Annotated in this window: 18 protein-coding genes and 1 pseudogene; 13 read left to right on the top strand and 6 right to left on the bottom strand. The window is 71.4% G+C overall.

Going from position 1 to position 21,297, the window contains the following annotated elements; all coding sequences use genetic code 11:
- Window positions 1–14: 14 nt before the first annotated feature.
- From ACZ4FV_RS16895 to ACZ4FV_RS16875, 5 genes are all read left to right on the top strand, one after another.
- Entirely contained in the window at window positions 15–359 is a 345-nt protein-coding gene (locus ACZ4FV_RS16895) for a PadR family transcriptional regulator (protein ID WP_395860721.1), read from the top strand.
- On the top strand, window positions 356–1,048 hold the full coding sequence (locus ACZ4FV_RS16890; RefSeq protein WP_395860723.1) for a permease prefix domain 1-containing protein: 693 nt from the start codon (window positions 356–358) through the stop codon (window positions 1,046–1,048). Before ACZ4FV_RS16895 ends, ACZ4FV_RS16890 begins: the two co-directional genes overlap by 4 nt.
- Before the next feature lie 337 nt (window positions 1,049–1,385).
- Window positions 1,386–2,834: a DUF2252 domain-containing protein gene (locus ACZ4FV_RS16885; RefSeq protein WP_465322839.1), complete on the top strand. Its 1,449-nt coding sequence runs from the start codon at window positions 1,386–1,388 to the stop codon at window positions 2,832–2,834.
- A gap of 296 nt (window positions 2,835–3,130) precedes the next feature.
- On the top strand, window positions 3,131–4,096 hold the full coding sequence (locus ACZ4FV_RS16880) for a LysR family transcriptional regulator (protein WP_395860727.1): 966 nt from the start codon (window positions 3,131–3,133) through the stop codon (window positions 4,094–4,096).
- Window positions 4,097–4,302: 206 nt separating this feature from the next.
- Window positions 4,303–5,805, top strand: a complete 1,503-nt coding sequence (locus ACZ4FV_RS16875; RefSeq protein WP_395860728.1) for a S1 family peptidase — start codon at window positions 4,303–4,305, stop codon at window positions 5,803–5,805.
- Between the two features lie 646 nt (window positions 5,806–6,451).
- On the opposite strand, the gene ACZ4FV_RS16870 is transcribed toward ACZ4FV_RS16875, so the two are convergent.
- Complete coding sequence (locus ACZ4FV_RS16870; protein WP_465322838.1) at window positions 6,452–7,405, bottom strand: EamA family transporter; 954 nt, start codon at window positions 7,403–7,405, stop codon at window positions 6,452–6,454.
- Between the two features lie 103 nt (window positions 7,406–7,508).
- Here ACZ4FV_RS16870 and ACZ4FV_RS16865 point away from each other — a divergent pair, with 103 nt between their 5' ends.
- A complete protein-coding gene (locus ACZ4FV_RS16865) occupies window positions 7,509–8,027 on the top strand; it encodes an Lrp/AsnC family transcriptional regulator (protein ID WP_395860732.1) in 519 nt (172 codons plus the stop codon).
- Window positions 8,028–8,172: 145 nt separating this feature from the next.
- On the opposite strand, the gene ACZ4FV_RS16860 is transcribed toward ACZ4FV_RS16865, so the two are convergent.
- From ACZ4FV_RS16860 to ACZ4FV_RS16850, 3 genes and pseudogenes are all read right to left on the bottom strand, one after another.
- Window positions 8,173–8,667: a peptidylprolyl isomerase gene (locus ACZ4FV_RS16860; protein ID WP_395860734.1), complete on the bottom strand. Its 495-nt coding sequence runs from the start codon at window positions 8,665–8,667 to the stop codon at window positions 8,173–8,175.
- Between the two features lie 187 nt (window positions 8,668–8,854).
- Window positions 8,855–9,442: a hypothetical protein gene (locus tag ACZ4FV_RS16855; RefSeq protein WP_402238022.1), complete on the bottom strand. Its 588-nt coding sequence runs from the start codon at window positions 9,440–9,442 to the stop codon at window positions 8,855–8,857.
- A 417-nt stretch (window positions 9,443–9,859) separates the two neighbouring features.
- Window positions 9,860–10,655 (bottom strand): annotated as a pseudogene (locus ACZ4FV_RS16850) (SDR family NAD(P)-dependent oxidoreductase).
- Window positions 10,656–11,160: 505 nt separating this feature from the next.
- On the opposite strand from ACZ4FV_RS16850, the gene ACZ4FV_RS16845 reads away from it, so the two are divergent.
- The 5 genes from ACZ4FV_RS16845 to ACZ4FV_RS16825 all read left to right on the top strand — a co-directional run bounded on the left by ACZ4FV_RS16845 (window position 11,161) and on the right by ACZ4FV_RS16825 (window position 16,378).
- Window positions 11,161–12,132: a universal stress protein gene (locus ACZ4FV_RS16845; RefSeq protein WP_395860738.1), complete on the top strand. Its 972-nt coding sequence runs from the start codon at window positions 11,161–11,163 to the stop codon at window positions 12,130–12,132.
- Complete coding sequence (locus ACZ4FV_RS16840) at window positions 12,129–12,908, top strand: alpha/beta fold hydrolase (protein ID WP_402238019.1); 780 nt, start codon at window positions 12,129–12,131, stop codon at window positions 12,906–12,908. The genes ACZ4FV_RS16845 and ACZ4FV_RS16840 overlap by 4 nt, the downstream gene beginning before the upstream one ends.
- A gap of 157 nt (window positions 12,909–13,065) precedes the next feature.
- Window positions 13,066–13,848 carry an SAM-dependent methyltransferase gene (locus ACZ4FV_RS16835; protein ID WP_395860742.1) on the top strand — a complete coding sequence of 261 codons (783 nt, stop codon included), beginning with the start codon at window positions 13,066–13,068 and terminating at the stop codon, window positions 13,846–13,848.
- Window positions 13,849–14,257: 409 nt separating this feature from the next.
- The gene (locus ACZ4FV_RS16830) at window positions 14,258–14,971 is read left to right on the top strand and encodes a tRNA-dependent cyclodipeptide synthase (RefSeq protein WP_402238016.1); all 714 of its coding nucleotides are present in this window, start codon (window positions 14,258–14,260) and stop codon (window positions 14,969–14,971) included.
- A gap of 315 nt (window positions 14,972–15,286) precedes the next feature.
- Window positions 15,287–16,378 carry a glycosyltransferase family 4 protein gene (locus tag ACZ4FV_RS16825; protein ID WP_465322837.1) on the top strand — a complete coding sequence of 364 codons (1,092 nt, stop codon included), beginning with the start codon at window positions 15,287–15,289 and terminating at the stop codon, window positions 16,376–16,378.
- Window positions 16,379–16,472: 94 nt separating this feature from the next.
- Here the strand turns inward: ACZ4FV_RS16825 and ACZ4FV_RS16820 are convergent, their stop codons facing one another.
- Window positions 16,473–16,967: an Asp23/Gls24 family envelope stress response protein gene (locus ACZ4FV_RS16820; RefSeq protein WP_395860748.1), complete on the bottom strand. Its 495-nt coding sequence runs from the start codon at window positions 16,965–16,967 to the stop codon at window positions 16,473–16,475.
- Window positions 16,968–17,190: 223 nt separating this feature from the next.
- Window positions 17,191–18,357 (bottom strand): alpha/beta hydrolase, encoded by a 1,167-nt coding sequence (locus tag ACZ4FV_RS16815; RefSeq protein ID WP_465322836.1) that lies wholly within the window; start codon window positions 18,355–18,357, stop codon window positions 17,191–17,193.
- A gap of 345 nt (window positions 18,358–18,702) precedes the next feature.
- On the opposite strand from ACZ4FV_RS16815, the gene ACZ4FV_RS16810 reads away from it, so the two are divergent.
- Both ACZ4FV_RS16810 and ACZ4FV_RS16805 read left to right on the top strand, forming a co-directional pair.
- On the top strand, window positions 18,703–19,377 hold the full coding sequence (locus tag ACZ4FV_RS16810) for an FMN-dependent NADH-azoreductase (protein WP_402238007.1): 675 nt from the start codon (window positions 18,703–18,705) through the stop codon (window positions 19,375–19,377).
- A gap of 188 nt (window positions 19,378–19,565) precedes the next feature.
- Entirely contained in the window at window positions 19,566–21,266 is a 1,701-nt protein-coding gene (locus ACZ4FV_RS16805; RefSeq protein WP_402238048.1) for a glycerol-3-phosphate dehydrogenase/oxidase, read from the top strand.
- Window positions 21,267–21,297: the final 31 nt, after the last annotated feature.

Here is a 21,297-nt window from a genome sequence, read left to right as displayed (position 1 = left end):
TAGGCTGCCTACTCATGAAGACCGACGCGGTGCGCGGGCACCTGGACGGACTGTTGCTGGCCGTGCTCGAATCGGGGCCGTTGCACGGCTACGCGATCATCGCCGCGGTACAGCACAGGAGCGATGGCGCACTCGAATTGCGCACCGGCACGATCTACCCGGCGCTCCAGCGACTGGAGCGGCTCGGACTGCTGAGCAGCAGCTGGCACTCAGAGGGCGAACGGCGGCGGCGCTGCTACGAACTCACCGACGCGGGACGGCACACCCTGGCCGGCGAGCGCACGGCGTGGCGCGAGTTCACCAAGGCGATCGGCTCGGTCCTGAACCCCTCCCCGTCGCCCGGGCCGGCGGCGACATGAGCGCGGGCACCGGCCACGTCGACCCCATCGGCGACCATGTGGCGGCCCTGACCGCCGTCCTGCGCGGACCGGCTCGCGCCAAGGCCCGGATGATCGAGGAGATCCGCGACGGCCTCACCGACACGGCCGCCGCCCACGCCGACGACGGAATGCCCCACCCACGCGCCGCCCACCAGGCGGTACGCGAGTTCGGCAGCGTCGAGGAGATCGCGCCGAGCTGCCAGCGCGAACTGACCATCGCCCAGGCCCGGCACACCGCCGGCACGGTGGCCCTCACTGCCCCTGTCCTGATCGCCTGTTGGTACCTGGCCCGTATCGCCGGCCACGATCGTTCCTGGCAACTGCCGCACGTGGCACAACTGTTGGCCGTACATCTGGCCGCCGTCGCGACCGTCGCCGCGCTGCTGGCCGGCACCACCCTGGCCGCCACCGGCGCGCTCGCCCGCCGGCTGCCGACACCCGAGCGGCTGCCGCTCGTGGTCGGCTGGGCCGCCGGTATCGCCGGCGTCGCCATGGCCGTCACGACCCTCGCCCTCGCCACCGCCTCGCTCCTGGCCACGAATTGGCCCCTGCTCGCATGCGCCGGCACGCTCGCCGCCGCCTCGCACGCGGTGATGGCGAACTCGGCACGTGCCTGCCGACACTGCGCCCACCTGTCCGCCGCAACCCCCGCGCTGCCGTACGGGTGACACCGGTACCCGCCGAAGCGTGGTCGCGGGCACGCAAGGCGCGATCGCGGGGCGTGGCGCCGCTTCGATCGGGTGATCGCGTCGCGCCCCGCCATGGGCAGGACCGTCACACGTTCGAGGCACCCGGCCGTACGGCCGTCACACGTTCGAGGCACCCGGCTCGCACGAACCGCCGGTCCCACGTCTCCTGAGGACAGGGCGGCGTGCCGCCCTCGCCCAGATCGTCGATCCGGACCGGGAGCGCCATGTCCGTCCACACACCAGGCTCCGGCACCGCACACCCGCCTGCCGATCGAATCGGCATCGCGGATCCCGACCCGAGTCCGGAGGCCCTGCGATGACCTCCAAGGCGGGAACCGCCACACGCCGGGCGAACCCGAAGGTCGCCACCCGCAGGGCTCCGTGCCCCACCCCCCGGGAGCGGGCCGAAAAGGGCCGGGCGGCGCGGGCGAACGCGTCCCGTTCCAGTCACGCCGAATACGCGCCGACCCGGCAGCGGCCGGATCCGGTCGACGTCATCGAGAAGCAATCGGCCTCGCGGGTACCGGAGTTGGTGCCGATCCGCTACGGCCGCATGTCCGAGTCGCCGTTCCGGTTCTATCGGGGAGCCGCCGCGATCATGGCCGGCGACCTCGCCGGTACGCCGATGTCGGGCCTTCGGGCCCAGGTGTGCGGCGACGCGCACATGCTGAACTTCCGACTGCTGGCCTCGCCCGAGCGACTCCTGCTCTTCGACATCAACGACTTCGACGAGACGTTGCCCGGCCCGTGGGAGTGGGACGTGAAGAGGCTGGCCACCAGTCTCGTCATCGCGGGACGGGAGAACGAGTACACCGACCGCGAGCGCGCCGACATCGTCCGCACCACCGTGCGCTCCTACCGCGAGCAGATGCGCCGCTTCGCCGCCATGGGCGACCTGGACGTGTGGTACGCCAAGGCCGACTCCGAGCTACTGCGGGACCTGGCGTCGGGCCGGTTGCACAAGCGCGGTCGCAAGCGGCTCTCCAAGACTCTGGCCAAGGCGCGTACCCGGGACAGCCTCCAGGCGTTCGGCAAACTCACCCACATGGTAGACGGCAAGCCTCGCTTCATCTCCTCGCCGCCGTTGATCACCCCGCTCTCCGAGTTCGTGCCCGCCGGCGATCCCGACGCGATCGAACGCCGACTCGGCGATCTGGTCGACCGCTATCGCCGCACCCTGCGATCCGACCTTCGACACCTGCTGGGTCGGTACACCGTGGTGGACATGGCCCGCAAGGTCGTCGGCGTCGGCAGCGTCGGCACCCGATGCTGGATCCTGCTCCTGCTCGGCCGGGACGAAGGGGACCCGTTGATCCTCCAAGCCAAGGAGGCCGACGAGTCGGTACTGGCCGCCCACGTCGGCGCCGGCGAAACCGCCACCCAGGGAGAGCGGGTCGTCGCCGGCCAGCGCCTGATGCAGTCCGCCGGCGACATGCTCCTGGGCTGGGAACGGGTCGACGGGATCGACGGCCGCAAACGGGACTTCTACGTAAGGCAGTTGCGCGACTGGAAGGGCATCGCCGAACCCTCGCTCATGGTCCCGCGGGGCATGCGCGCGTTCGGCGAACTGTGCGGCGCCACCCTGGCCCGCGCCCACGCCCGATCCGGCGACCGCATCGCCATCGCCGCCTACCTGGGCGGCGGCGACAGCTTCGACCGAGCTCTGACGACGTTCGCCGAGGCGTACGCCGACCAGAACGAGCGCGACCACGCGTCTTTGCTGAAGGCCGTCGAAACCGGCCGCGTCACCGCCGAAAGCGCCTGAAGCCCCGCCGATCCGCGGCACTCCCGGCCCGGTCCGGCTCGGCCCGGTCGGTCCGAGCCGGACCGGGTCGAGCCGGGCCGCGCCGCGTCGCGCCGGGCACGCGACGATCGCGGCGGTTGTCGCTCCCGTCGAAGAGCTCCGCGCGTAGGTGCCCGCGCGGCCGGGGGCCGCTCGGCGCGGCCGGCGGTTCGATTCCGGGTGCGGTGTCCCGTTGGTCTTTTCGGGTCTGTGCCGGATGCCGTGTGACGTGTGTCAGTCCCTTGTAGCAGCCACCTGTCGGCCGTACCTTGCCGGGCATGGACATGGAATTGCGCCATCTGCGCACCATTCGGGCGATCGCGGATGCGGGCAGTCTGACCCGCGCCTCCGCCGTGTTGGGCCTGGCCCAGCCCGCCCTCAGCACCCAACTCAAGCGGATCGAAAAGGCCCTGGGCGGCGCCCTGTTCGAGCGCGGCCGCGAGGGCGTGACGTTGACCCCGCTGGGCGAACTGGTCCTGGACCGGGCCCGGGTGTTGTTGCCCGCCGCCCGCGAACTCCAGGAGGAGGCCGTCCGGTTCGCCAACCGAGGCGAGGTGACCCCCAAGTTCCGCCTCGGCGGAACCCACGGGCCGTTACTCGGCGGCCTGGTGGACCGCCTCGCGGAGGGCCATCGGGCCGACGCGGTCACCACGTACATGTCGTGGTCCAACCGGGAGTTGGCCGGCATGGTCGCCACCGGGCGGCTGGATTTCCTCTTGCTCGGCGCGTGCGGCGAGAGCCGCCCCGCCTACCACGACGGTCTCGCGTGGCGTGAGGTCGGCAACGATCCGGTCTTCCTGATGCTCGCGCTCGACCATCCGCTCGCCGGCGAGCGGGAGGCCGACCTTGCCGCGCTGGCCGGCGAGACCTGGGTGGTGGTTCCGGGCGAGGGGTGTTTCGGCGACTGCTTCTCCACCGCGTGCGCCCGGGCGGGATTCGCCCCGAAGGCGATCTACGAGACGGACGTGGCGTCGTGCGTGCACCTGGCCCAGGTCGGCCGCGCCGTCGGGTTGTGCAGAGCCACGATGCCGGCGACGCCCGGCATCGCCAGGGTGCCGCTGGCGGGCGTACCGCTGTCGTGGCGGCATCTGATCGGCTGGCATCCGCACGCTCCCGCCGCGCGGACCGCCGCCCTGGTGACCGCCCAGGCCCGCGCCGCGCACGCCGCGGCGGTTCGAGAGGCACCGCGCTACGTCGACTGGCTCGCCCGGCACGACGGATACGGCTACGGAACGGCGAACTGAACGCGTGCCGGCTCTCCCCTCGCCGACTGACGTCACATCAATCTCCGTCAAAGGCAAGGCACTTGGCTTCACGACGGGAGGTCGCGACCGGCCTGCGGCACAGCGCCGCCGGCCCACCCATAACACCGCGACAGGGGGTTGTTGACAGGTACCTCGACCCATCGCTCGCAGATACGTTTCTGTCGTCCCCACCGACAGGAGTCCCCATGCGCCTCAAGCGTGTCGCGGCCACGTCCTGTGCCGTTCTGCTCGCCGCCCTGTCCCTCGGCGGCACCGCCTCCACGGCCGGAGCGAGTCCCGTATCCCCCACCACGGACGACGCCCTCGTCGTCCCCGTCGAGCCGGCCCCCATCGCCCCCGAGGGTGTCGTCGAGGCACTCCAACGCGATCTGGGCCTCACCGAAACCGCGGCCAAGGCCCGCCTGGCCAACGAATACCGCGCGGCGATCCAGGAGCCCGCCCTGCGTCAACGCCTGGGCGCCGACTGGGCCGGTGCCTGGTTGAGCGGCGATTCCGCGCAGTTCGTGGTCGCCACCACCGACCGGCGCGATGTGCGCACCATCGAGGCGAACGGAGCGACCGCCCGCGTGGTCGCGCACTCGCTCGCCGACCTCGATCGAGTCCGCGAGGCGCTCGACCGCTCCGCGCTGCGCCGGACACCGGTCGACACCCCGCTGTGGTATGTCGACGTCGCCACCAACAAGGTCGTGGTCCAGTCCCACGACACCGCCCGTACCCGCGCCTTCGTCGTGGACAGCGGTGTCGACGCCGCCGCCGTCGAGATCGTGCCCTCCACCGTGCAGCCCCGCGCGCTGGCCGACCTGCGCGGCGGCGACGCGTACAACATCAACAACTCCTCCCGCTGCTCCATCGGGTTCCCGATCACCCGGGGCGCCCAGAACGGCTTCGTCACCGCCGGCCACTGCGGCCGCGCCGGCGCCACCACCACCGGCAACGGCGCTGCGCAGGGCACCTTCCAGGCGTCCTCCTTCCCCGGCAACGACTACGCGTGGGTGGCCACGAACGCCAACTGGACCCCGCGGCCGCTCGTCAACCGCTATCCCGGCACCGTGCCCGTCGCCGGTTCCACCCAGGCTCCGGCCGGCTCGTCCATCTGCCGCTCCGGCTCCACGACCGGTTGGCACTGCGGCACGATCCGGCAGCACAACACGTCCGTGACCTACCCCCAGGGGACCGTCACCGGCGTCACCCGCACCACGGTGTGCGCCGAACCCGGCGACTCCGGCGGGTCGTTCATCTCGGGCAGCCAGGCCCAGGGCGTCACCTCCGGTGGATCCGGCAACTGCTCCTCCGGCGGCGAGACGTACCACCAGCCGGTCAACGAGATCCTGCAGACGTACGGACTGACCCTGGTCACCGGCGACACCCCGCCGACCGGTTGCGCCGGGGCGCAGAACACCTACTCCGGCACCCTCGCGTCGGGCGCGCAGGCCATCCAGCCGAACAACTCGTACTACGAGACCACGGCGTCCGGCACGCACACCGGTTGCCTGACCGGACCCGTCGGCACCGACTTCGACCTGGCCCTGCAGAAGTGGAACGGCTCCGCCTGGAACGAGGTCGCCGCGGGCACGACACCGCAGGCGAACGAGACGATCAACTACAACGGAACCGCCGGTCGCTACCGCTACGTCGTGCACGCCTACAGCGGCTCGGGCAGCTACACGCTGGGGGTGAGCAAGCCCTGAGCCGAGCAGCCCCGAGGTGAGCACACCTCGAGGTGAGCAGACCTCGTGGGGCACGCCCCGCGCGGCACGGGTACAGGCGTCGATCCGGACGCCTGTACCCGTGCCGCGTCCGGCGCTCGGTCGGTACCCCGCCGGCGGTGGTGTCCCGAGCGACACCTTCGCGACGATCCGCACCCCGGTCGCCGGCCCGATGTCCGCACCGCACGCGGTCCGGGCGTCGGCCCTCGCCCTCGGCTCGCTCGACCACTTCGCCGGGACCGTCCCGGAACCGCGCGCGACGGCCGCGGCGATGGGCGCGCCCGCTCCGCGCGGCGATCGAGCCGGCGGAGCAGGCGCACGCGTACCTCAGGACCGGTTCGGTTCCCCCCGCCGTCCAGGGCACGGCCGGTGGGCATGTCAGCGGATTCCGGCCTCCGTTCGGGTCCGGCTCGAGGTAGCCGACGACGCGGTGCGCCGAAACAGGTGGCTGTGGGACAGCGCGCGCGTGTCGGTCGAGCAGGTCGCCGAAGGCTGATCGCTCGCCCCGGCAGGCCCTGTCCCACAACTCACGGTCGGTCTCGGTGGGAATGTTCCCGCCCTTGTGTGTCCTCGTCCCCGCCACGGGTTCCCACCCGCCGGGCGGAATCCCTGCGGCCGGTGCGCCGGGCTATTTCGCCGGTTCGGCCGCCGCCGTCTCATCGGCGGCTCGGGTGCGAGTGGGTCGGGGCGGGTGGGGGCTGCGTGAGCGGGTGGCCACGATCAAGACCACCGAGGCGACGATGATCGCGCCGCCCAGGTACACGTTCGGGCCCACCGACTCGCGGGCGATCGCGGCGCCGAGCAGGACCGCGATCACCGGATTGACGTACGCGTACGTCGCCACCGTGTCGTTGGGGAGCACACTGTTGACGTACATGTACGCACTGAACGCGACGATCGAGCCCGCGAAGACGAGCCAGGCCAGGCCCAGCCACGAGGCGGTCGAGATGTCGGCGACCACCACCCGGCCGAACTCGCCGCGCAGCGCGGCCAGTACGAGCAGGATCACACCGGCCGTGATCATCTCCAACGAGGCCACCACCAGCGGGTGCTTCGGCAGCGGCGCGCTCCGTGCGTACACCGAGCCGGCCGCCCACAACACGCACGCGATCAGGACCATGACCGTGCCGCCCGCGTGCACGTCGCCGCCCGGGCCGCCGACCAGTACGCCGATGCCGACGGTGCCCAGGAGCAGCGCGAGCAGGACCGGGCCGGACACGCGCGTCCTGGTGACTCCCGCGTTGATCAGCACCATCCACACCGGCACCGTCGCCACGATCAACGCGGCCAGTCCCGAGTCGAGGTGTTGTTCGCCCAGGGTGACCAGCCCGTTGCCGCCCACCAGGAGCAGCCCACCGATGATCGCGGTCGAACGCAGGTGCGGCCAGGTCGGTCGCTGCGCGCCACGCGCGTGCCTGGGTCCGACCACCGCGAACATCAGCAGGCCGGCGGTCAGGAACCGCACTCCGGCCGAGAGCAGTGGGGGAATCGTCTCGATCGCATACCGAATGCCCAGATACGTCGAGCCCCACAGGATCCAAACGGTGACGAGAGCCGCCCACGGCATCAGTCGATCCCTCATTAGAGGAGTCAAGGTGGCCCCCATGCCTCGATAAGTTAAGCCGAACCGGCTGCTAGCCTTTTTTAGAGTAGATCCATCACATTCGCGGAAACAAGGGGATTCGATGGCACGGCAGCTCGACGAGATCGACCGCGCACTGCTTCGAGCGCTGAGCAACGACGGGCGACGGACCGTTCGCGCGCTCGCGAAGTCGGTGGACCTGTCCGAGCCGGCGGTCCGCGATCGCCTCCAGCGCCTGGAGCGTGACGGTGTGATCACCGGCTATCACGCGGCCTTCGCACCCGAGACGGTGGATGCCGGCACGGCGGCGTTCGTCGCGTTGCGCTTCGACGCCGGGAAGGCGGCGCGCGATCAGGTGGAGGCGGCGATCCGGCGTGAGCCGGCCGTGCTGGAGGCGCACGACGTCGCGGGCGAGGACTGCATGTGGATCAAGGTCAGGGTGGCGTCGACGACCGATCTCGCCGACACGCTCGACCGGATCCGATCGGTCCCGGTGATCCGCTCCACGGGCAGCACGATCGTGCTCCGCACGCTCTTCGAACGACCCCTGCTGTCGGCCGTCGCGGGCACGGCCGAGGAGGCGACCGGCAAGGCGCGTGACGAGGGCGCGGACGAGGGCTGAGCGGAGGCGGTGGCGACGGCCGACGGTGGGGCGCGGCGTGCGAAGCCCCCGGGTGCCACGGGGCACTCGGCCCGAAACGTGGCGCCCGGGGGCACCGACGAGCACCGACGCGAGTTCGGGGTCGCCGTAGGTGTGGCGTGGGGGATCAGCCCTCGACGACGCCCGACGCGGCGATCGTGATCTTGCTCTTGGTGCTGCCGGAGCGCGAGCCCAGGGCCTCGATCTTCTTGACCAGGTCCGCACCCTCGACGACCTCGCCGAAGACCACGTGCTTGCCGTCGAGCCACGAGGTGACCACGGTGGTGATGAAGAACTGCGAGCCGTTGGTGTTGGCGCCGGCGTTCGCCATCGACAGCAGGAACGGACGGTCGTGCTTGAGGGTGAAGTTCTCGTCGGCGAACTTCGCGCCGTAGATGCTCTTCCCGCCCGTGCCGTCACCGCGGGTGAAGTCGCCGCCCTGAAGCATGAACTCCGGGATGACCCGGTGGAAGGACGAACCCGCGTAGCCGAAGCCGTGCTGGCCGGTGGCGAGTTCGCGGAAGTTCCGCGCGGTCTCGGGGACGACCTTGTCGAAGAGGGAGAAGACGATGCGGCCCTGGGGCACATCGTCGATGGTGATGTCGAAGTAGACGTTGCTCATGTGCCCCATCCTGCCCTACCGGCATGGGGTCGCCGGGCACCGGCTTCCCCGGCCGTGCCGACAACGCTCCCCGTACCGGTTCCGATCCGCCGCATTCGTCTGCGGCCCGCCGGACCTCACCGGTGCGCGCATTCGGCCCGGGACACGCTGCCACGCGGTCCCGGTTCGACTCCTCCCGCATCCGCCCTCACCAGCCGTTGCCCTTCAGTTTCGGATGCGCGCGCCAGTAGTCGACGAGTTCGATGAAGTCCCGGTCGGTCACCACACCGAGCCACTGTTCGCCGCCGATCGGTGGGAAGGCGCGGGACTTCTCCTGAGTGCGGACGGTGAGTTGCACCGTGGCGTTGCGATACCGGAAGGATGCCGACGGACCGGTGGCCCCGGGTCGGAAATCCGGGACGTCCGTCTTCTCGGGGAAGTACACGGCGGCGTACTCACCGTTGGGCAGGGCCCCGTCGACGCACCCCAGGCCCGGCAGACGAGGTGGCGAGGGTTGGCATCTCGGGTTGTACCGGTCGATACTCATCCGCGGCCGAAGGGCGGGAGCCGGATCCGAGCGCATCGTCATGACCACGCCCTTCGGTGGCTTCCGAGCCGGCCGAAGGGGGTCGATGTACAACGTGACCGGGTACTCGTTCCCGTCGATCGTCACCCGATAGTCGCCGAACGAGAGCTCGCTGATCGCCATCGCCGCCCCCGGCGGCAGATGCCGCTGCACGACGTCGGCCACTCGCTGTCGAAAGGCGTGCCGTTCCCGGATCAACTTCGGGGACAACTTCGCGTCGTACCGGTCACCGTAGGGATCGGGAAGGACCGGATACGTCCGACTCGCCGGAACCAACACCGGGCCCGCGTCCCCCCGCCCCGGATCACCGTCGGCCCAAGGCTCCCACACGAGCGCCGCCACACCCGTAACCGCACACAGCGTGCCGGCGGCCAGGAGCACCCGGGCACGAGTCCACCACCGACTCCGCCTCGGCGATTCCGTCTCGATCCCGGGTCCCATGTCGGGGGCACCCCCGTCTTCCGTCGTCGTCACGCCGCTTCGATGGCCACCGACCCGAATCGGTTCCCACCGCGATCCGTCGGGCACGCCACCGCCGGTACCGCACACCGATCGACGCCCGGGTCGGCGTGTTCGACGCTCCCCAACAGCCTTGCGTGCTACCGCAGTTACCGGTCGAGAGCAGGTTCACGAAGACGACCCGCCCAGGCGCGGCGGAGTACCTACGGGCCTACGGAAGGGCGGCGCGCCGGCGAGTTTGCCGCCGCCGATGGGCAGTGTCGCGCCGGTGACGAAGGACGACGCGTCCGAGCACAGCCACACCACCGCCGCCGCGACCTCGTCGGGCACGCCGATCCGCTTCATGGGCATCGCCTGCGCGGCGGCCTGCCGCGCGTATTCGCCCGCCGCCTCCAGTTGCTCGGTGTGGATCGGCCCGGGCGCGAGCGCGTTGACCCGGATGCCGCGTCGGCGTAGTCGAGCGCGGCGGTCCGGGTGAGACCGATCAGCCCGAACTTGGCCGAGACATAGCCGGCCGGCCCGCCGACGGCCTGGAGCCCGGCGGTGGAGGACATGTCGACGATGGCGCCTCCGCCGGAACCGAGCATGGCGGGGATCTCGTACTTCATGGCCAGGAAGACGCCGCGCAGGCTGACGGTGAGGGCACTGTCGAAGGCGGCGACGTCCACGTCGGCGAGCGGCGTGGGCGGGTGACCGCCGCGTCCAGTCGGCCGAATCGGTCGACGGCGGCGGCCACCAGGCGTTCGACGGCGACGGGGTCGGTGACGTCGGAGGGGACGGCGAGCGCGCGTCCGCCGTCCGCGTCGGTCTCGGCGGCCGGCGTGTTCAGCGCGTCGGTGTCGCGGGCGGCGAGGACGACCGCCGCCCCGGCGCGGTGCAGTGCGCGGGCGGTGGCGGCGCCGATGCCCCGGCTCGCGCCGGTGACGATCGCAACTCGGCCGTCGAGCGGTCGTTCGATGGACATGGTGGGCTCCGGTGTCGAGGTCGGCCGCATGGAGGGCGGCCGCATCGAATCGGATCACGTACAGCCCGCGGTCGGCCGGTCGGCACACAACCCGTCGGGCCAATCGATCATCTGCGCCCCGCCGCCCATCACCAACAACACGGGCGGGTCCGCCGCGTCGCCGAAGCGCTCTACGCCACGTCGATGCCCGACGGACCCACGCCCACAGCCCTCTCTTCACCCATCGTGACGCCCTCTCCGATCCGGACGGGCCGCCCTCGAAGACGCCGAAGCGCGAAGGCGGCTCGGCCCGACGGTCCTCACCGTACGGGTTCGACCGGTGACACGACGCCGATATACGGCCTTCCTCGCCTCACGGCCGCCTCCGGCGGGCTACCCACCGCGACGCCGCGGCGACCCACAGGTGTCCCGAGAGCGGTGGCCGCGCCGTCGGGGCACTCGCCGAGAGACAGTGGTAGACAGCACCGCGATCGAGGCGGATTCCCCAGGGTGATCGGGAGCTGTCATGACAACCGGACGTCGGCCCGTGGTGGCCGGAGTGGAGAATTCGGCGGCGGGCATGCTCGCCGTCGGCTGGGCCGCGGACGAGGCCGTACGACACGGCTTGCCATTGCGGCTCGTGCACGCGTCGGAATGGCCGGTCGACCCGGCGGAGGCCGATGCCTCGACGCGGTCGACCCGCCACGACGGCCGATTGCGTACGGCCCACGCGTTGGACTGGTCGGTCGAGACCTACCCCGAGGCCGGGATGTCGGTACCCCGCCTCAGTTGGGCCGAGCGCCGGCACGCGGCCGACGACGCGCTGTTGGACAAGGCGCGGGCCGTGGCCGCGACGGGGCACCCCGCACTGGAGGTGGGTACCGAGACGGTCGAGGGCCGGCCGGTGGAGGTACTGCGGGCCGAGGCGCACGCCGCGTCCATGCTCGTCCTCGGGTCGCGCCGGTTGTCCGCCCTCGCGGAGCTCTTCACGACCGGCAGCATCGCCGTCCCGGTCAGCGCACACGCGCCGTGTCCGGTGGCCGTCGTCCGCGGCCCCGAAGCCGCCGCCGGCGTGCCGCCGACGGTGGTGGTCGGGATCGACGGCTCGCCCGGCTGCGAACGCGCCGTCGGCTACGCCTTCGAGACCGCGTCGCTACGCGGCGCCTCGCTGCGCGCGGTCCAGGTACGCCCGCCGACGGCGAACATGGTCGCCGCGTTCGGCAGCGAGTCCGAGGTCGAGGAGGGGTTGATCCGGCTCGGCGAGACGCTCGCCGGTTGGAGCGAGAAGTATCCGGACGTGCCCGTGGAGCGCATCACCATCCTCGGCCATCGCATCCGTTCCCTCGCGGACGCCGCCGAGGACGCGTTGTGCCTGGTGGTGGGCACCCGAGGGGTGGGCGGTTTCCGCGGCATGCTCCTCGGATCGGTCACCCACGGCCTCATCCACCACGCCCCGGGTCCCCTGGTGATCGTCCCGCAGGCGACCGACACCGGATGACTCCGGCGGCCGGCGGCGACCGGCCCGATGCCCGACGGCCGGCGCCGATCCTCGCCCGGAATCATCGCGTCTACGCGCTCGACCTCACCGGCTACGGATACAGCCAACGGCGCGGCCCGTACACGGTCGACCACCTGACTCGCCAACTCCTGGGCTTCCTCGACGCCATGCGCCTGGGCGGCCCCGACGAACGACCGATACTGGTGGGCCATTCCAGCGGCGCGGCGATCGTCGCCGAGGCCACGTTGCGCGCACCCGAGCGGATCGGTGGAGTAGTGCTCCTGGACGGCGACGGGCTCGACACCGGTGCCGGACCACCTGCCGCACTCGAGTACGTCCTGATCGATCCGTTCCGAACCAGCCTGTTGCGCATCGGACTCGGCGTCGATGGGCTGATCCGCAGGATGTACGACTCGCAGTGCGGGCCCGAGTGTCCCAGGCTCGACCGCGCGGGTGTCGACGAATGGCGGCGCCCCTTCCAAGTGGCAGGCGCAGAGGGCGCGTTGTGGAGCATGCTGGGCGAAGGGGTCTTGGGCATCTCCGCCCGACGGTTGGCCCAACTGCACGAACTGCACGTGCCCAAGTCGGTGGTCTTCGGCGCCGACGACGACGTCTTCGACGCGGGCACCCCGACCGAGACCGCCGCGCGCATCGGCGCGCCGGCACCGACGATCATCCCCAAGTCCCGCCACCTGCCCATGATTTCCGCTCCCGAGGCGGTCGCCGCCGCAGTCCACGCGCTCAGCTCCTCGACCGGCGCGGGTGGCAGCGGGTGAGGCCGCGAACGGCTTGGCGAACGAATGCCGAGTTCAAAGCGGACGAATGCGCCACGCCGGTTGTCCGATCCGGGAAGCGCTTATACGTTCCTTGGATGCGCGCCCGGACGCGAACCGATGTCGGCGCGTAACCGGTGGGAAGGCAGGAGTGGCCGACATGGTTCAGGTGGACACGACGGTTCCGCATTCGGCTCGGATGTACGACTACGTCCTGGGGGGCAAGGACAACTACCTCGCCGACCGGGAGGCGGCCGAGGAAGCGCTGAAGGTATGGCCCGAGTTGTGGACGAGCATGCGGGTCAACCGGGCGGTGATGCGACGGATGGCGCACTGGCTGGCCACCGAGGGCGGCATACGCCAGTTCCTCGACATCGGCACCGGCATTCCCACGTCGCCGAATCTGCACGAGGTCGTACAGGAGACCGCGCCCGAGTCGCGCGTGGTGTACGTGGACAACGATCCCATCGTGCTGGTGCACGCCCGGGCCCTGCTGTCCAGTTCCCCGCAAGGCCGCACGGCCTATGTCGAGGCGGACATGCGCGAGCCCGACCTCCTGTTCTCGACGCCCGAACTGTGCGCGACGCTGGACCTGAGCCGACCGGTGGGGGTGACGGTGATCGCGATGCTCCAGTTCGTCGAGGATGCCGCCGGCCTGATCGAGAAGTTGACGGCTCCCCTGGCACCGGGCAGCTACCTCGCCATCACCGCTGCGACCGCCGACCTCGCGGTAGGGTCCACCGCGCTGGCCGAGGTGTACACGCGCCGGGGCGTGCCGATGTACCTGCGCTCCCGCGACGAGTTGGCGGCCCTGTTCGCGGACCGCTGCGACCTGATCGAGCCGGGTGTGGTGCCCATGCAGCACTGGCGCCCCGCGGAGGGCGAAACGCCGGTGGGCGTCGAGGAGACGAACATGTTCGCGGCCATGGGTCGCGTGCGCTGAACCACGCCGGCAGTCTCGGGCAGGCCGTGCCCCGTCGAGGTAGGCCACCGAACCGGCGCGTGGCCTCGGCCCGCACCCAAGCCACATCACCGTGCCGCGCGCCGCCATCGAGCCCATGAAACGCACGGACCCCACGGAGCTCATGGAGCCGAGCGTTCGAGCACAGCCGCGCGCGAGCCCGGCCCGCGCCCGCACGCCCGGCCCGGCCGTGTCTGCGCGTCTTCTCGGCCCCACACCGGCGTCCGCCACCGATGGTGAGCGGTTCGACACACGCCCCCCGGTCAACAACATCAATGGCCCCCGCGCGCCGATCGTCGATATCGCGCGGTCGGGCCGGCCGGCCGTGAGCGCGGGCGTCATCGGTCATCGGTGGAATCCTTGAGGCAACGGGAAGAAGGAGTCGATCGATATGGGATTCGTGGTGTGGCCGTGTACCCACGGAAGCCGGAGTGTCCTCGAACGTGCCGAGCACGTACTGATCGGACTCAGCCCCTGGAACAGCTACTACAAGCCGCGTGTGGTCGAGGCCCTGGTCGGATGGGCATCCGCGAACTTCGCCCGGGTGGACGTGTTCGTTCCCGGCGATGAGGCCGCGCACACCCTGGCCGCTGCCGGCGCACAACCGGCGGAGGCCGTCCGCCGTGCACGCTACGCCGTCGGCCGACTACGCGCGCCGGCGCGGCGCGGCCTCAAACGCGCCGGGGTGCCCGACCCGGACCTACACCTGCACAGTTGGACACAATTGTCCGAGCGGCCCGCCTACCAGCGCTGTCTCAAGCGCGTACGCGACGCGTATCACACGGACGAAGCCATCCGGGGTGCCTGTCGCCGCACCGCCCGCGCCGCGGTCCGCCACCTCGCGGGCCGCGAGCCGACCGAGGAGCAGATCGACCAGGCCGTCGGCTACGCGATAGCCGAGCTGCCCCTGGTCCTGGACGGGCCGAACATCTTCGGCACCAAGTCCTCCCTGTTCGTCTACCACCGCGAGATGGACCTGCTGTCCCCCTTCATCTCCGGCTCGTCCACCGCACTGCGCCCGGCGCCCGGCCAGGGCTACGCCGTGGTGAGATCCCCCGAAGCCGACTCCGCGCGCCCCGGACCGAACGGCGCGGGCGCGGAATAGCGAGTACGGCCCCGGCCCCGGCGATCGAACGCCCGCGCGCACGGCGGGCCGACCGCCCCTGCCCGGCACGCACGGGTCTTGTTTTCCGTGCGGGCCGACAATAGATTCCGGCCCCCGCAGACAATACGGCCGACCCTCGTCGAGATCGGTCCGGATTCGACTCTCGCCTCCCCCGGCGCCCGAGAAGGGACATGCTCGTAGGACGGGGGCGCGACACTGCGGCGGCCGTGCACTTGGGGGGCGACGATCGGGGCCAGGGGGGCGCCGCGCGGGCAATGCCGCGCGGGCGGGCGGGCACCGCTACGAGTACTGCTCGTGGTGGACGACCTGCGCATCGGCGGCGCGCAGCGACAAGTCGCGGGCCTGGCCGTCGCGTTGGCCGCACACGGGCACGCGGTGGTGCTGGCCTGCACCGAGGACGGGCCGGCCGGCGCCGAACTCGCCGCGGCGGGCGTGCGCGTCGTGGTGCTGGGCAGGCGCCGCGTGGCCCGCCTGGTCAGCCCGATGCTGGCGCTGCGGATCGCGCGGCTGGTCCGGGCGGGCGGGTTCGACCTGGTACACGCGCACGTGCACGCCGCGACGATGGCCGCGGCCCTCGCCAGCCGAATCGCCCGCGTCCCGGTCGTGGTGACCGAGCACAGCATGGCGTCCTGGCGCGGCCCCCTCGCCCGCGCCTACAGCCGGCCCCTGTACCGCCGATGCGCGCTGGTGCTGGCCGTCTCCGAACAGATCGCGGACCGGCTGCGCACCGTGGACCGGGTTCCCGCGTCCAGGGTCCGAGTCGTGGGCACGGCGGTGTTCGGCCCCCCGATGGCGACCGATCCGTCCGGGGACGGTTCGCCGGTGACGGTGGGCGTGGTGGGCCGGTTGGAGCGCGAGAAGGGCGTCGAGTTCTTCGTGCGCGCCGCCGCCCGAATCGCGGATCGGCATCCCGAAGTAGCCTTCACCATCGTGGGCGACGGCACACTGCGCGGCGAACTCCACGCGCTGGCCGGGCGTTTGCGGTTGGGCGACCGGGTGCGTTTCCGGGGTATGCGCACGGACGGCCCGGCGGCGGTGGCCGCCCTGGACGTCCTGTGCGTGCCCTCGCTGACCGAGGGCGCCCCGTTGGTCGTCCTGGAGGCGATGGCCGCGGGCGTACCGGTGGTGGCCACGACGGTCGGCGCCATTCCCCACCAACTCGACCACGGCCACGCGGGTGTCCTGGTCGAACCCACCGACGTGGCCGCCCTCGCCCAGGCCCTCGACACCCTCCTGACCCACCCGCACGAACGACGACGCCTGGGCCGGGCCGGCCACGACCGCCTGACCCGGCTCGCGAACGCCGACGCCGTGACCGCCGCGGTCCGCGCCGCCTACCGCGACGCCTTTCGCCGTACCCGCGGCCGAGGTTACCGCGACGGCTGAGCGAACGGCCGGGCCGAGTGCCGCGAATACCGGCCGCTTCCGGCCGGATGCGGGTACGCGAGCGTGGACCGGGCCGCCGCGACCGAGCGCGCGCCTACTCGACCCGAGCCGACGCGTGCTGGTCGCCGTCGTGCAGGTGGATGTCGTCCACGGCGATGTTCACCTCGACCACTTCCAGGCCGGTCAGCCGTTCGACCGTCTCGATGATGTGCGCTCGTACCGCCTGGCCCAGTTCGGCGATGGGCACGCCGTACTCCACGACCAGGTTCAGGTCCAGCGCGCACTGTCGTTCCCCGACCTCGACGCTCACCCCGTGCGCCACGTTCGGCCGGCCGCCCGGAACGCGTTGTCGCACCGCGTCCAACGCTCGCGCCACCGAACCGCCCAGCGCGTACACGCCCTGGATCTCCCGCGCGGCCACACCGGTGATCTTCGCGACCACGGCGTCGGCGATCGCGGTACGCCCGCGCGCCGCGTCGGCCGTCGGCATCCGCTGCACTCGCCCCGGGGCACCCGGCACGAGTGGCCCCCCGACCGTGACGTCCCGCGAAACCGCCGCCGTGTCCCTCACGTCCCTCAGCTCGGGCATCACACGCGACCCCTCTCCGGCTCGCGCCCGCCGGTCGCGGGCACTGTGTCCGCCCGTCTGCCCCGCGTTCCCACGCTCAATCCTGTCGCCCGCATCCGCGCAGCACCTGCCTCAGGCCGAACTCCGTTTTGAGAAAGCGGACTTGCTTCAGCATCCGGAGCGCGCCGGCCCGACCCGCACCGTCGAGGAGCCGACAGGTGCGGGCCGGGCCGAGTGCCGAGGGTCAGCCGGCAACCCACGGAATGTTGCCCGTGTTGCCGGAACGCCCGTTCTCCGTGCAATGCGCGGGCGGTGTGCCGCCGTACACGTACTGCACGAAGTCGCGCAGGTCGTTGCGCCAGTAGTCGAAGTTGTGCTCGCCGGGTCCCGTGCAGTACCGGGGCGTGAACGACGTGCCGATGGCCGCGCGCAACTGGTCGTTCCACACCTTGATGTCGGACTCGCCCTGCCCGCTGGGATGCCCCTGCGCGTCCGCGCCGCCCGCGTACATCGCGAACTTGCCCGCGTAGCCCGAGTACTTCCCGGCCTGGGCCATGCCGACCGGGGTGACCGCGGCCCAGTTCGCCCGCGGGCCGTAGACCGCCTCGGCACGCTCCCACGCGCTGCCGTACACCCGGTAGTTCGGGTCGATGAGACCGTTCCAGGAGGTCGCCGCGCCATAGCCGAGCATCGAGTCGGCCACCCGATTCATCGCGCCGTCGTCATCCAGGGTGGTACCCCCGGAGAAGGCGCCCACCGCGGAGAACTGCTCCCGGAAATCGGCCGCGTACCTGAGCGCGCCGAGCCCACCCATCGACAAGCCCGCGACGGCGCGCCCCGAACGGTTGGCGACCGTATTGAAGTTCGCGTCGATCCAGGGCACCAGCTGCCGCATGTGGAAGGTCTCCCACATCGGGGCGAAGTTTCCCCGGGTGTGGCCCGCCCAGTCGGTGTACCAACCGGATTTGCCGCCCTCGGGCATTACCACGATGCCCTTGAACGTTCGGCGGTCGATGGTATCGAGAATGTCGCCCGCGTCCGATTTGGACCACTGCTCGAAATCCCCGGCTCCGCCGTGCAGCAGATACAGGACCTGGTACGCCTTGGCGGGATCACTCACGTAGTCGTCCGGCAACCAGATCCGCACCTTGACCGGCACCTTGACGGGATCGATCGTGGGGGTGCCGCCGCGCGGCGTCATGATGGCCGAGGTGGTCATCGTGGCGTCGAACATCTTGCGGTCGCTGAGCAGGTTCGAGTTCGTCCACTGGGTGACCGTGATGCCGTTCGAGTTCGCCGCCGGCAACGCGGGCGCGGGCGGCGGTGGGAACGCCTGCGCCTGCGTCGGCAAGCCCACCATGGTCAGCGTCAACGCCGCCGCGACGGCGAACGCGCCCCACAGGCGACGCACACGACGCCTGCTCCGTCTCGGTCGAGCCGGTGCCATTGTTCTGTCGGTTCCATCCATGAAAGCCCCTGGTACTCGGGTGAATCGCGGTGCCCGCCGCACGCGGGCGCGGCCAGGCGCAACCCTGGCCGACCGGCCGCCGGCTGTCGTCCCGTCCTCGGTGGACATCGCGGGTAAACCTGCGCCGTAGCCGGCGAGCGATCTCCGCCGGCGGCGGTACGACACCGCTCCGCCGCCGAGCGGGCTTGCCCTGACACCGACGTCAATCCCTACGGTCGTCATCGTGCGCCGCAGCCCGGCAGGGACGGCGCCGATCCGCCTCCTCCCACACGCGATTCGAGGTCGTACATGCCTTCCCTCCTGCATCTGGACGCGAGCATTCGCCGGACCGGCTCGGTATCCCGTGACCTGTCCGCCCACTTCGCCGCCCGGTGGCGCGCTCGACACCCGGACGGCGGCTACGTCCACCGAGACCTCGCGGCCCACCCCGTTCCGCACATCACCCACGCCGTCCGCGAAGCCCTCCTGGATCCCAGCGGCGAGCACGGCGAACCCCCGCACGAGCGGGCCCTGACCGAATTGCTGAACACCGAACTGCGGGACGCGGACACCGTCGTGATGGGCGTGCCGATGTACAACTACTCGATCCCGTCCACGGTCAAGACCTGGTTGGACCGCGTCGTCACACCGGCCAACATGGTCACGCCCGATGGCGGCCCCGGCCCGCTGGCGGGCAAATCCGTGGTCGTCGTCACCAGCCGGGGCGGGTCGTACGCGCCCGGCACGCCGCGCGAGGGCTGGGACCACCAGGAGCCGTACCTGCGGGCCGTCCTGCGCTCGATCGGCCTCGCTCAGGACCTGGAGTTCGTCCACGCCGAACTGACCCTGGCCACCACCGTCCCCGCGATGTCCGCTCTCAAGCCCTTGGCCGAACAGTCGCTGACCCGCGCGTACGAAACCCTGACGTCCCTGGCCGCGTCGTCCGCCGCGCCCCCCGCACCGGCGCGGCCCCCCATCCGCTGACCGTTCCGGTGCCGGCCATCGTCGACGACGACCCACCTCACCCGATCCGCCCGCGCCCCGGATCGGTCGGCCGTTACTCCGCCCGGCCCACAACCGGGCACCGCTCGACGTGCGGGGCGCGGGCGGAGGCCATCGAATGTAGGGACCAGCGTTTCCCTGCCGAGGAGTCCGACGTGAAGCCCGTCGCCCTGTCGCCGAAGGCCCGCGAAGATGCCCTGACCGCGTTGGGGTCCGGCCGCGAACTGGACATCCTGGTCGTCGGCGGAGGTGTCGTCGGTGCCGGATGCGCGCTCGACGCCGTCACCCGGGGACTGAGTGTCGGTCTGGTCGAGGGCCGTGACTGGGCCAGCGGCACCTCCAGCCGCTCCAGCAAACTCATCCACGGGGGCCTGCGATATCTGGAGATGCTGGACTTCCGGCTCGTCCAGGAGGCGCTGCGCGAGCGTGGTCTGCTGGTGCAACGGCTGGCCCCGCACCTGGTGAAACCGGTCAAGTTCCTGTATCCGCTGACCCATCGCGGATGGGAGCGACTGTACGTCGGCGCCGGCGTGCTCCTGTACGACACGATGGGCGTGACCTCGGGCAACTCCCGGGGACTGCCCCATCATCGACACCTCACCAGACACAGCGCGCTGCGCGAGGTCCCGGCCCTCAAGGCGGACGCGCTCATCGGTGCGGTGCAGTACTGGGACGCGCAGGTCGACGACGCCCGGCACACCATGACGATCACCCGTACGGCCGCCGCCTACGGCGCGCACGTGGCCAACCGGACCCGGGTCACCGGCTTCCTCCGGCAGGGCGAACGGGTCACCGGCGCGACGCTGGTCGATGTCGAGTCCGGCCGCGAGTTGGAGGTGCACGCCAAGCAGGTGATCAACGCGACGGGTGTGTGGACCGACGACACGCAGGCCATGGCCGACACCCGGGGCCAGTTCCACGTACGCGCGTCCAAGGGCGTGCACGTGCTGGTGCCGCGGGATCGGGTGAACTCGCGGTCCGGGTTGATCCTGCGCACCGAGGCCAGCGTGTTGTTCGTGATCCCGTGGGGTCGACACTGGCTGATCGGGACCACCGACACGCCGTGGGACCTGGACAAGCAGCACCCCGCCGCGAGTTCGCGCGACATCGACTACCTGTTGGAGCACGTCAACCGGGTGCTGGCCACGCCGCTGTCCCGGGACGACGTGGAGGGGGTGTACGCGGGGCTGCGTCCGCTGCTGGCCGGCGACGCGGCCGAGACCAGCAAGTTGTCCCGGGAGCACCTGGTCGCCCATCCCGTGCCCGGCCTGGTGGTGATCGCGGGCGGGAAGTACACGACGTATCGGGTGATGGCCAAGGACGCCGTGGACGAGGCGGTTCGCACGCTGGACGGCGCGTATCCGGGCCCGTCGGTCACCCACGACGTGCCCCTGTTGGGCGCGGACGGCTACCAGGCGTTGCGGAATCGCCGACACAGCCTGGCCAAGGCATCGGGACTGCATGTGGCCCGCATCGCGCATCTGCTGTCCCGGTACGGCTCGATGATCGGCGAGGTGCTCGAACTCATCGAGCAGGATCCCGAGTTGGCCAAGCCGTTGCCCGGGGCGGACGACTATCTGCGGGCCGAGGTGGTGTACGCGGTCACCCACGAGGGCGCGCGCCATCTGGACGACGTGCTCACCCGACGCACCCGCGCCTCGATCGAGTCCTGGGATCGCGGCGTGGAGGCGGCGGAGATCGCCGCGCGCCTGATGGCCGGGCCGCTGGGGTGGAACGAGCAGCAGATCCTCGACGAGATCGCGCACTACGGCAAACGGGTGGAGGCCGAACGCGACGCTCAGCGGCAACCGGACGACCTGACCGCCGACGCGGCACGGCTCGGTGCCCCCGACATCGTCCCGGCGCCGTGAGCTCGGGCGAGGCGCGGGACACCGGAGCCCG

It is taken from the genome of Embleya sp. NPDC025285 (genome assembly GCF_055558835.1).
Note: the sequence above shows the minus strand (reverse complement) of the source record. Positions and strands in the feature narration are given on the sequence as shown.

Coding starts and splice junctions, on each gene's coding strand:
- ACZ4FV_RS16885 (WP_465322839.1), top strand. CDS start 1,386: ATGACCTCCAAGGCGGGAACCGCCACACGCCGGGCGAACCCGAAGGTC.
- ACZ4FV_RS16895 (WP_395860721.1), top strand. CDS start 15: ATGAAGACCGACGCGGTGCGCGGGCACCTGGACGGACTGTTGCTGGCC.
- ACZ4FV_RS16860 (WP_395860734.1), bottom strand. CDS start 8,667: ATGAGCAACGTCTACTTCGACATCACCATCGACGATGTGCCCCAGGGC.
- ACZ4FV_RS16890 (WP_395860723.1), top strand. CDS start 356: ATGAGCGCGGGCACCGGCCACGTCGACCCCATCGGCGACCATGTGGCG.
- ACZ4FV_RS16835 (WP_395860742.1), top strand. CDS start 13,066: ATGGTTCAGGTGGACACGACGGTTCCGCATTCGGCTCGGATGTACGAC.
- ACZ4FV_RS16810 (WP_402238007.1), top strand. CDS start 18,703: ATGCCTTCCCTCCTGCATCTGGACGCGAGCATTCGCCGGACCGGCTCG.
- ACZ4FV_RS16830 (WP_402238016.1), top strand. CDS start 14,258: ATGGGATTCGTGGTGTGGCCGTGTACCCACGGAAGCCGGAGTGTCCTC.
- ACZ4FV_RS16820 (WP_395860748.1), bottom strand. CDS start 16,967: ATGCCCGAGCTGAGGGACGTGAGGGACACGGCGGCGGTTTCGCGGGAC.
- ACZ4FV_RS16880 (WP_395860727.1), top strand. CDS start 3,131: ATGGACATGGAATTGCGCCATCTGCGCACCATTCGGGCGATCGCGGAT.
- ACZ4FV_RS16870 (WP_465322838.1), bottom strand. CDS start 7,405: ATGAGGGATCGACTGATGCCGTGGGCGGCTCTCGTCACCGTTTGGATC.
- ACZ4FV_RS16840 (WP_402238019.1), top strand. CDS start 12,129: ATGACTCCGGCGGCCGGCGGCGACCGGCCCGATGCCCGACGGCCGGCG.
- ACZ4FV_RS16845 (WP_395860738.1), top strand. CDS start 11,161: ATGACAACCGGACGTCGGCCCGTGGTGGCCGGAGTGGAGAATTCGGCG.
- ACZ4FV_RS16865 (WP_395860732.1), top strand. CDS start 7,509: ATGGCACGGCAGCTCGACGAGATCGACCGCGCACTGCTTCGAGCGCTG.
- ACZ4FV_RS16875 (WP_395860728.1), top strand. CDS start 4,303: ATGCGCCTCAAGCGTGTCGCGGCCACGTCCTGTGCCGTTCTGCTCGCC.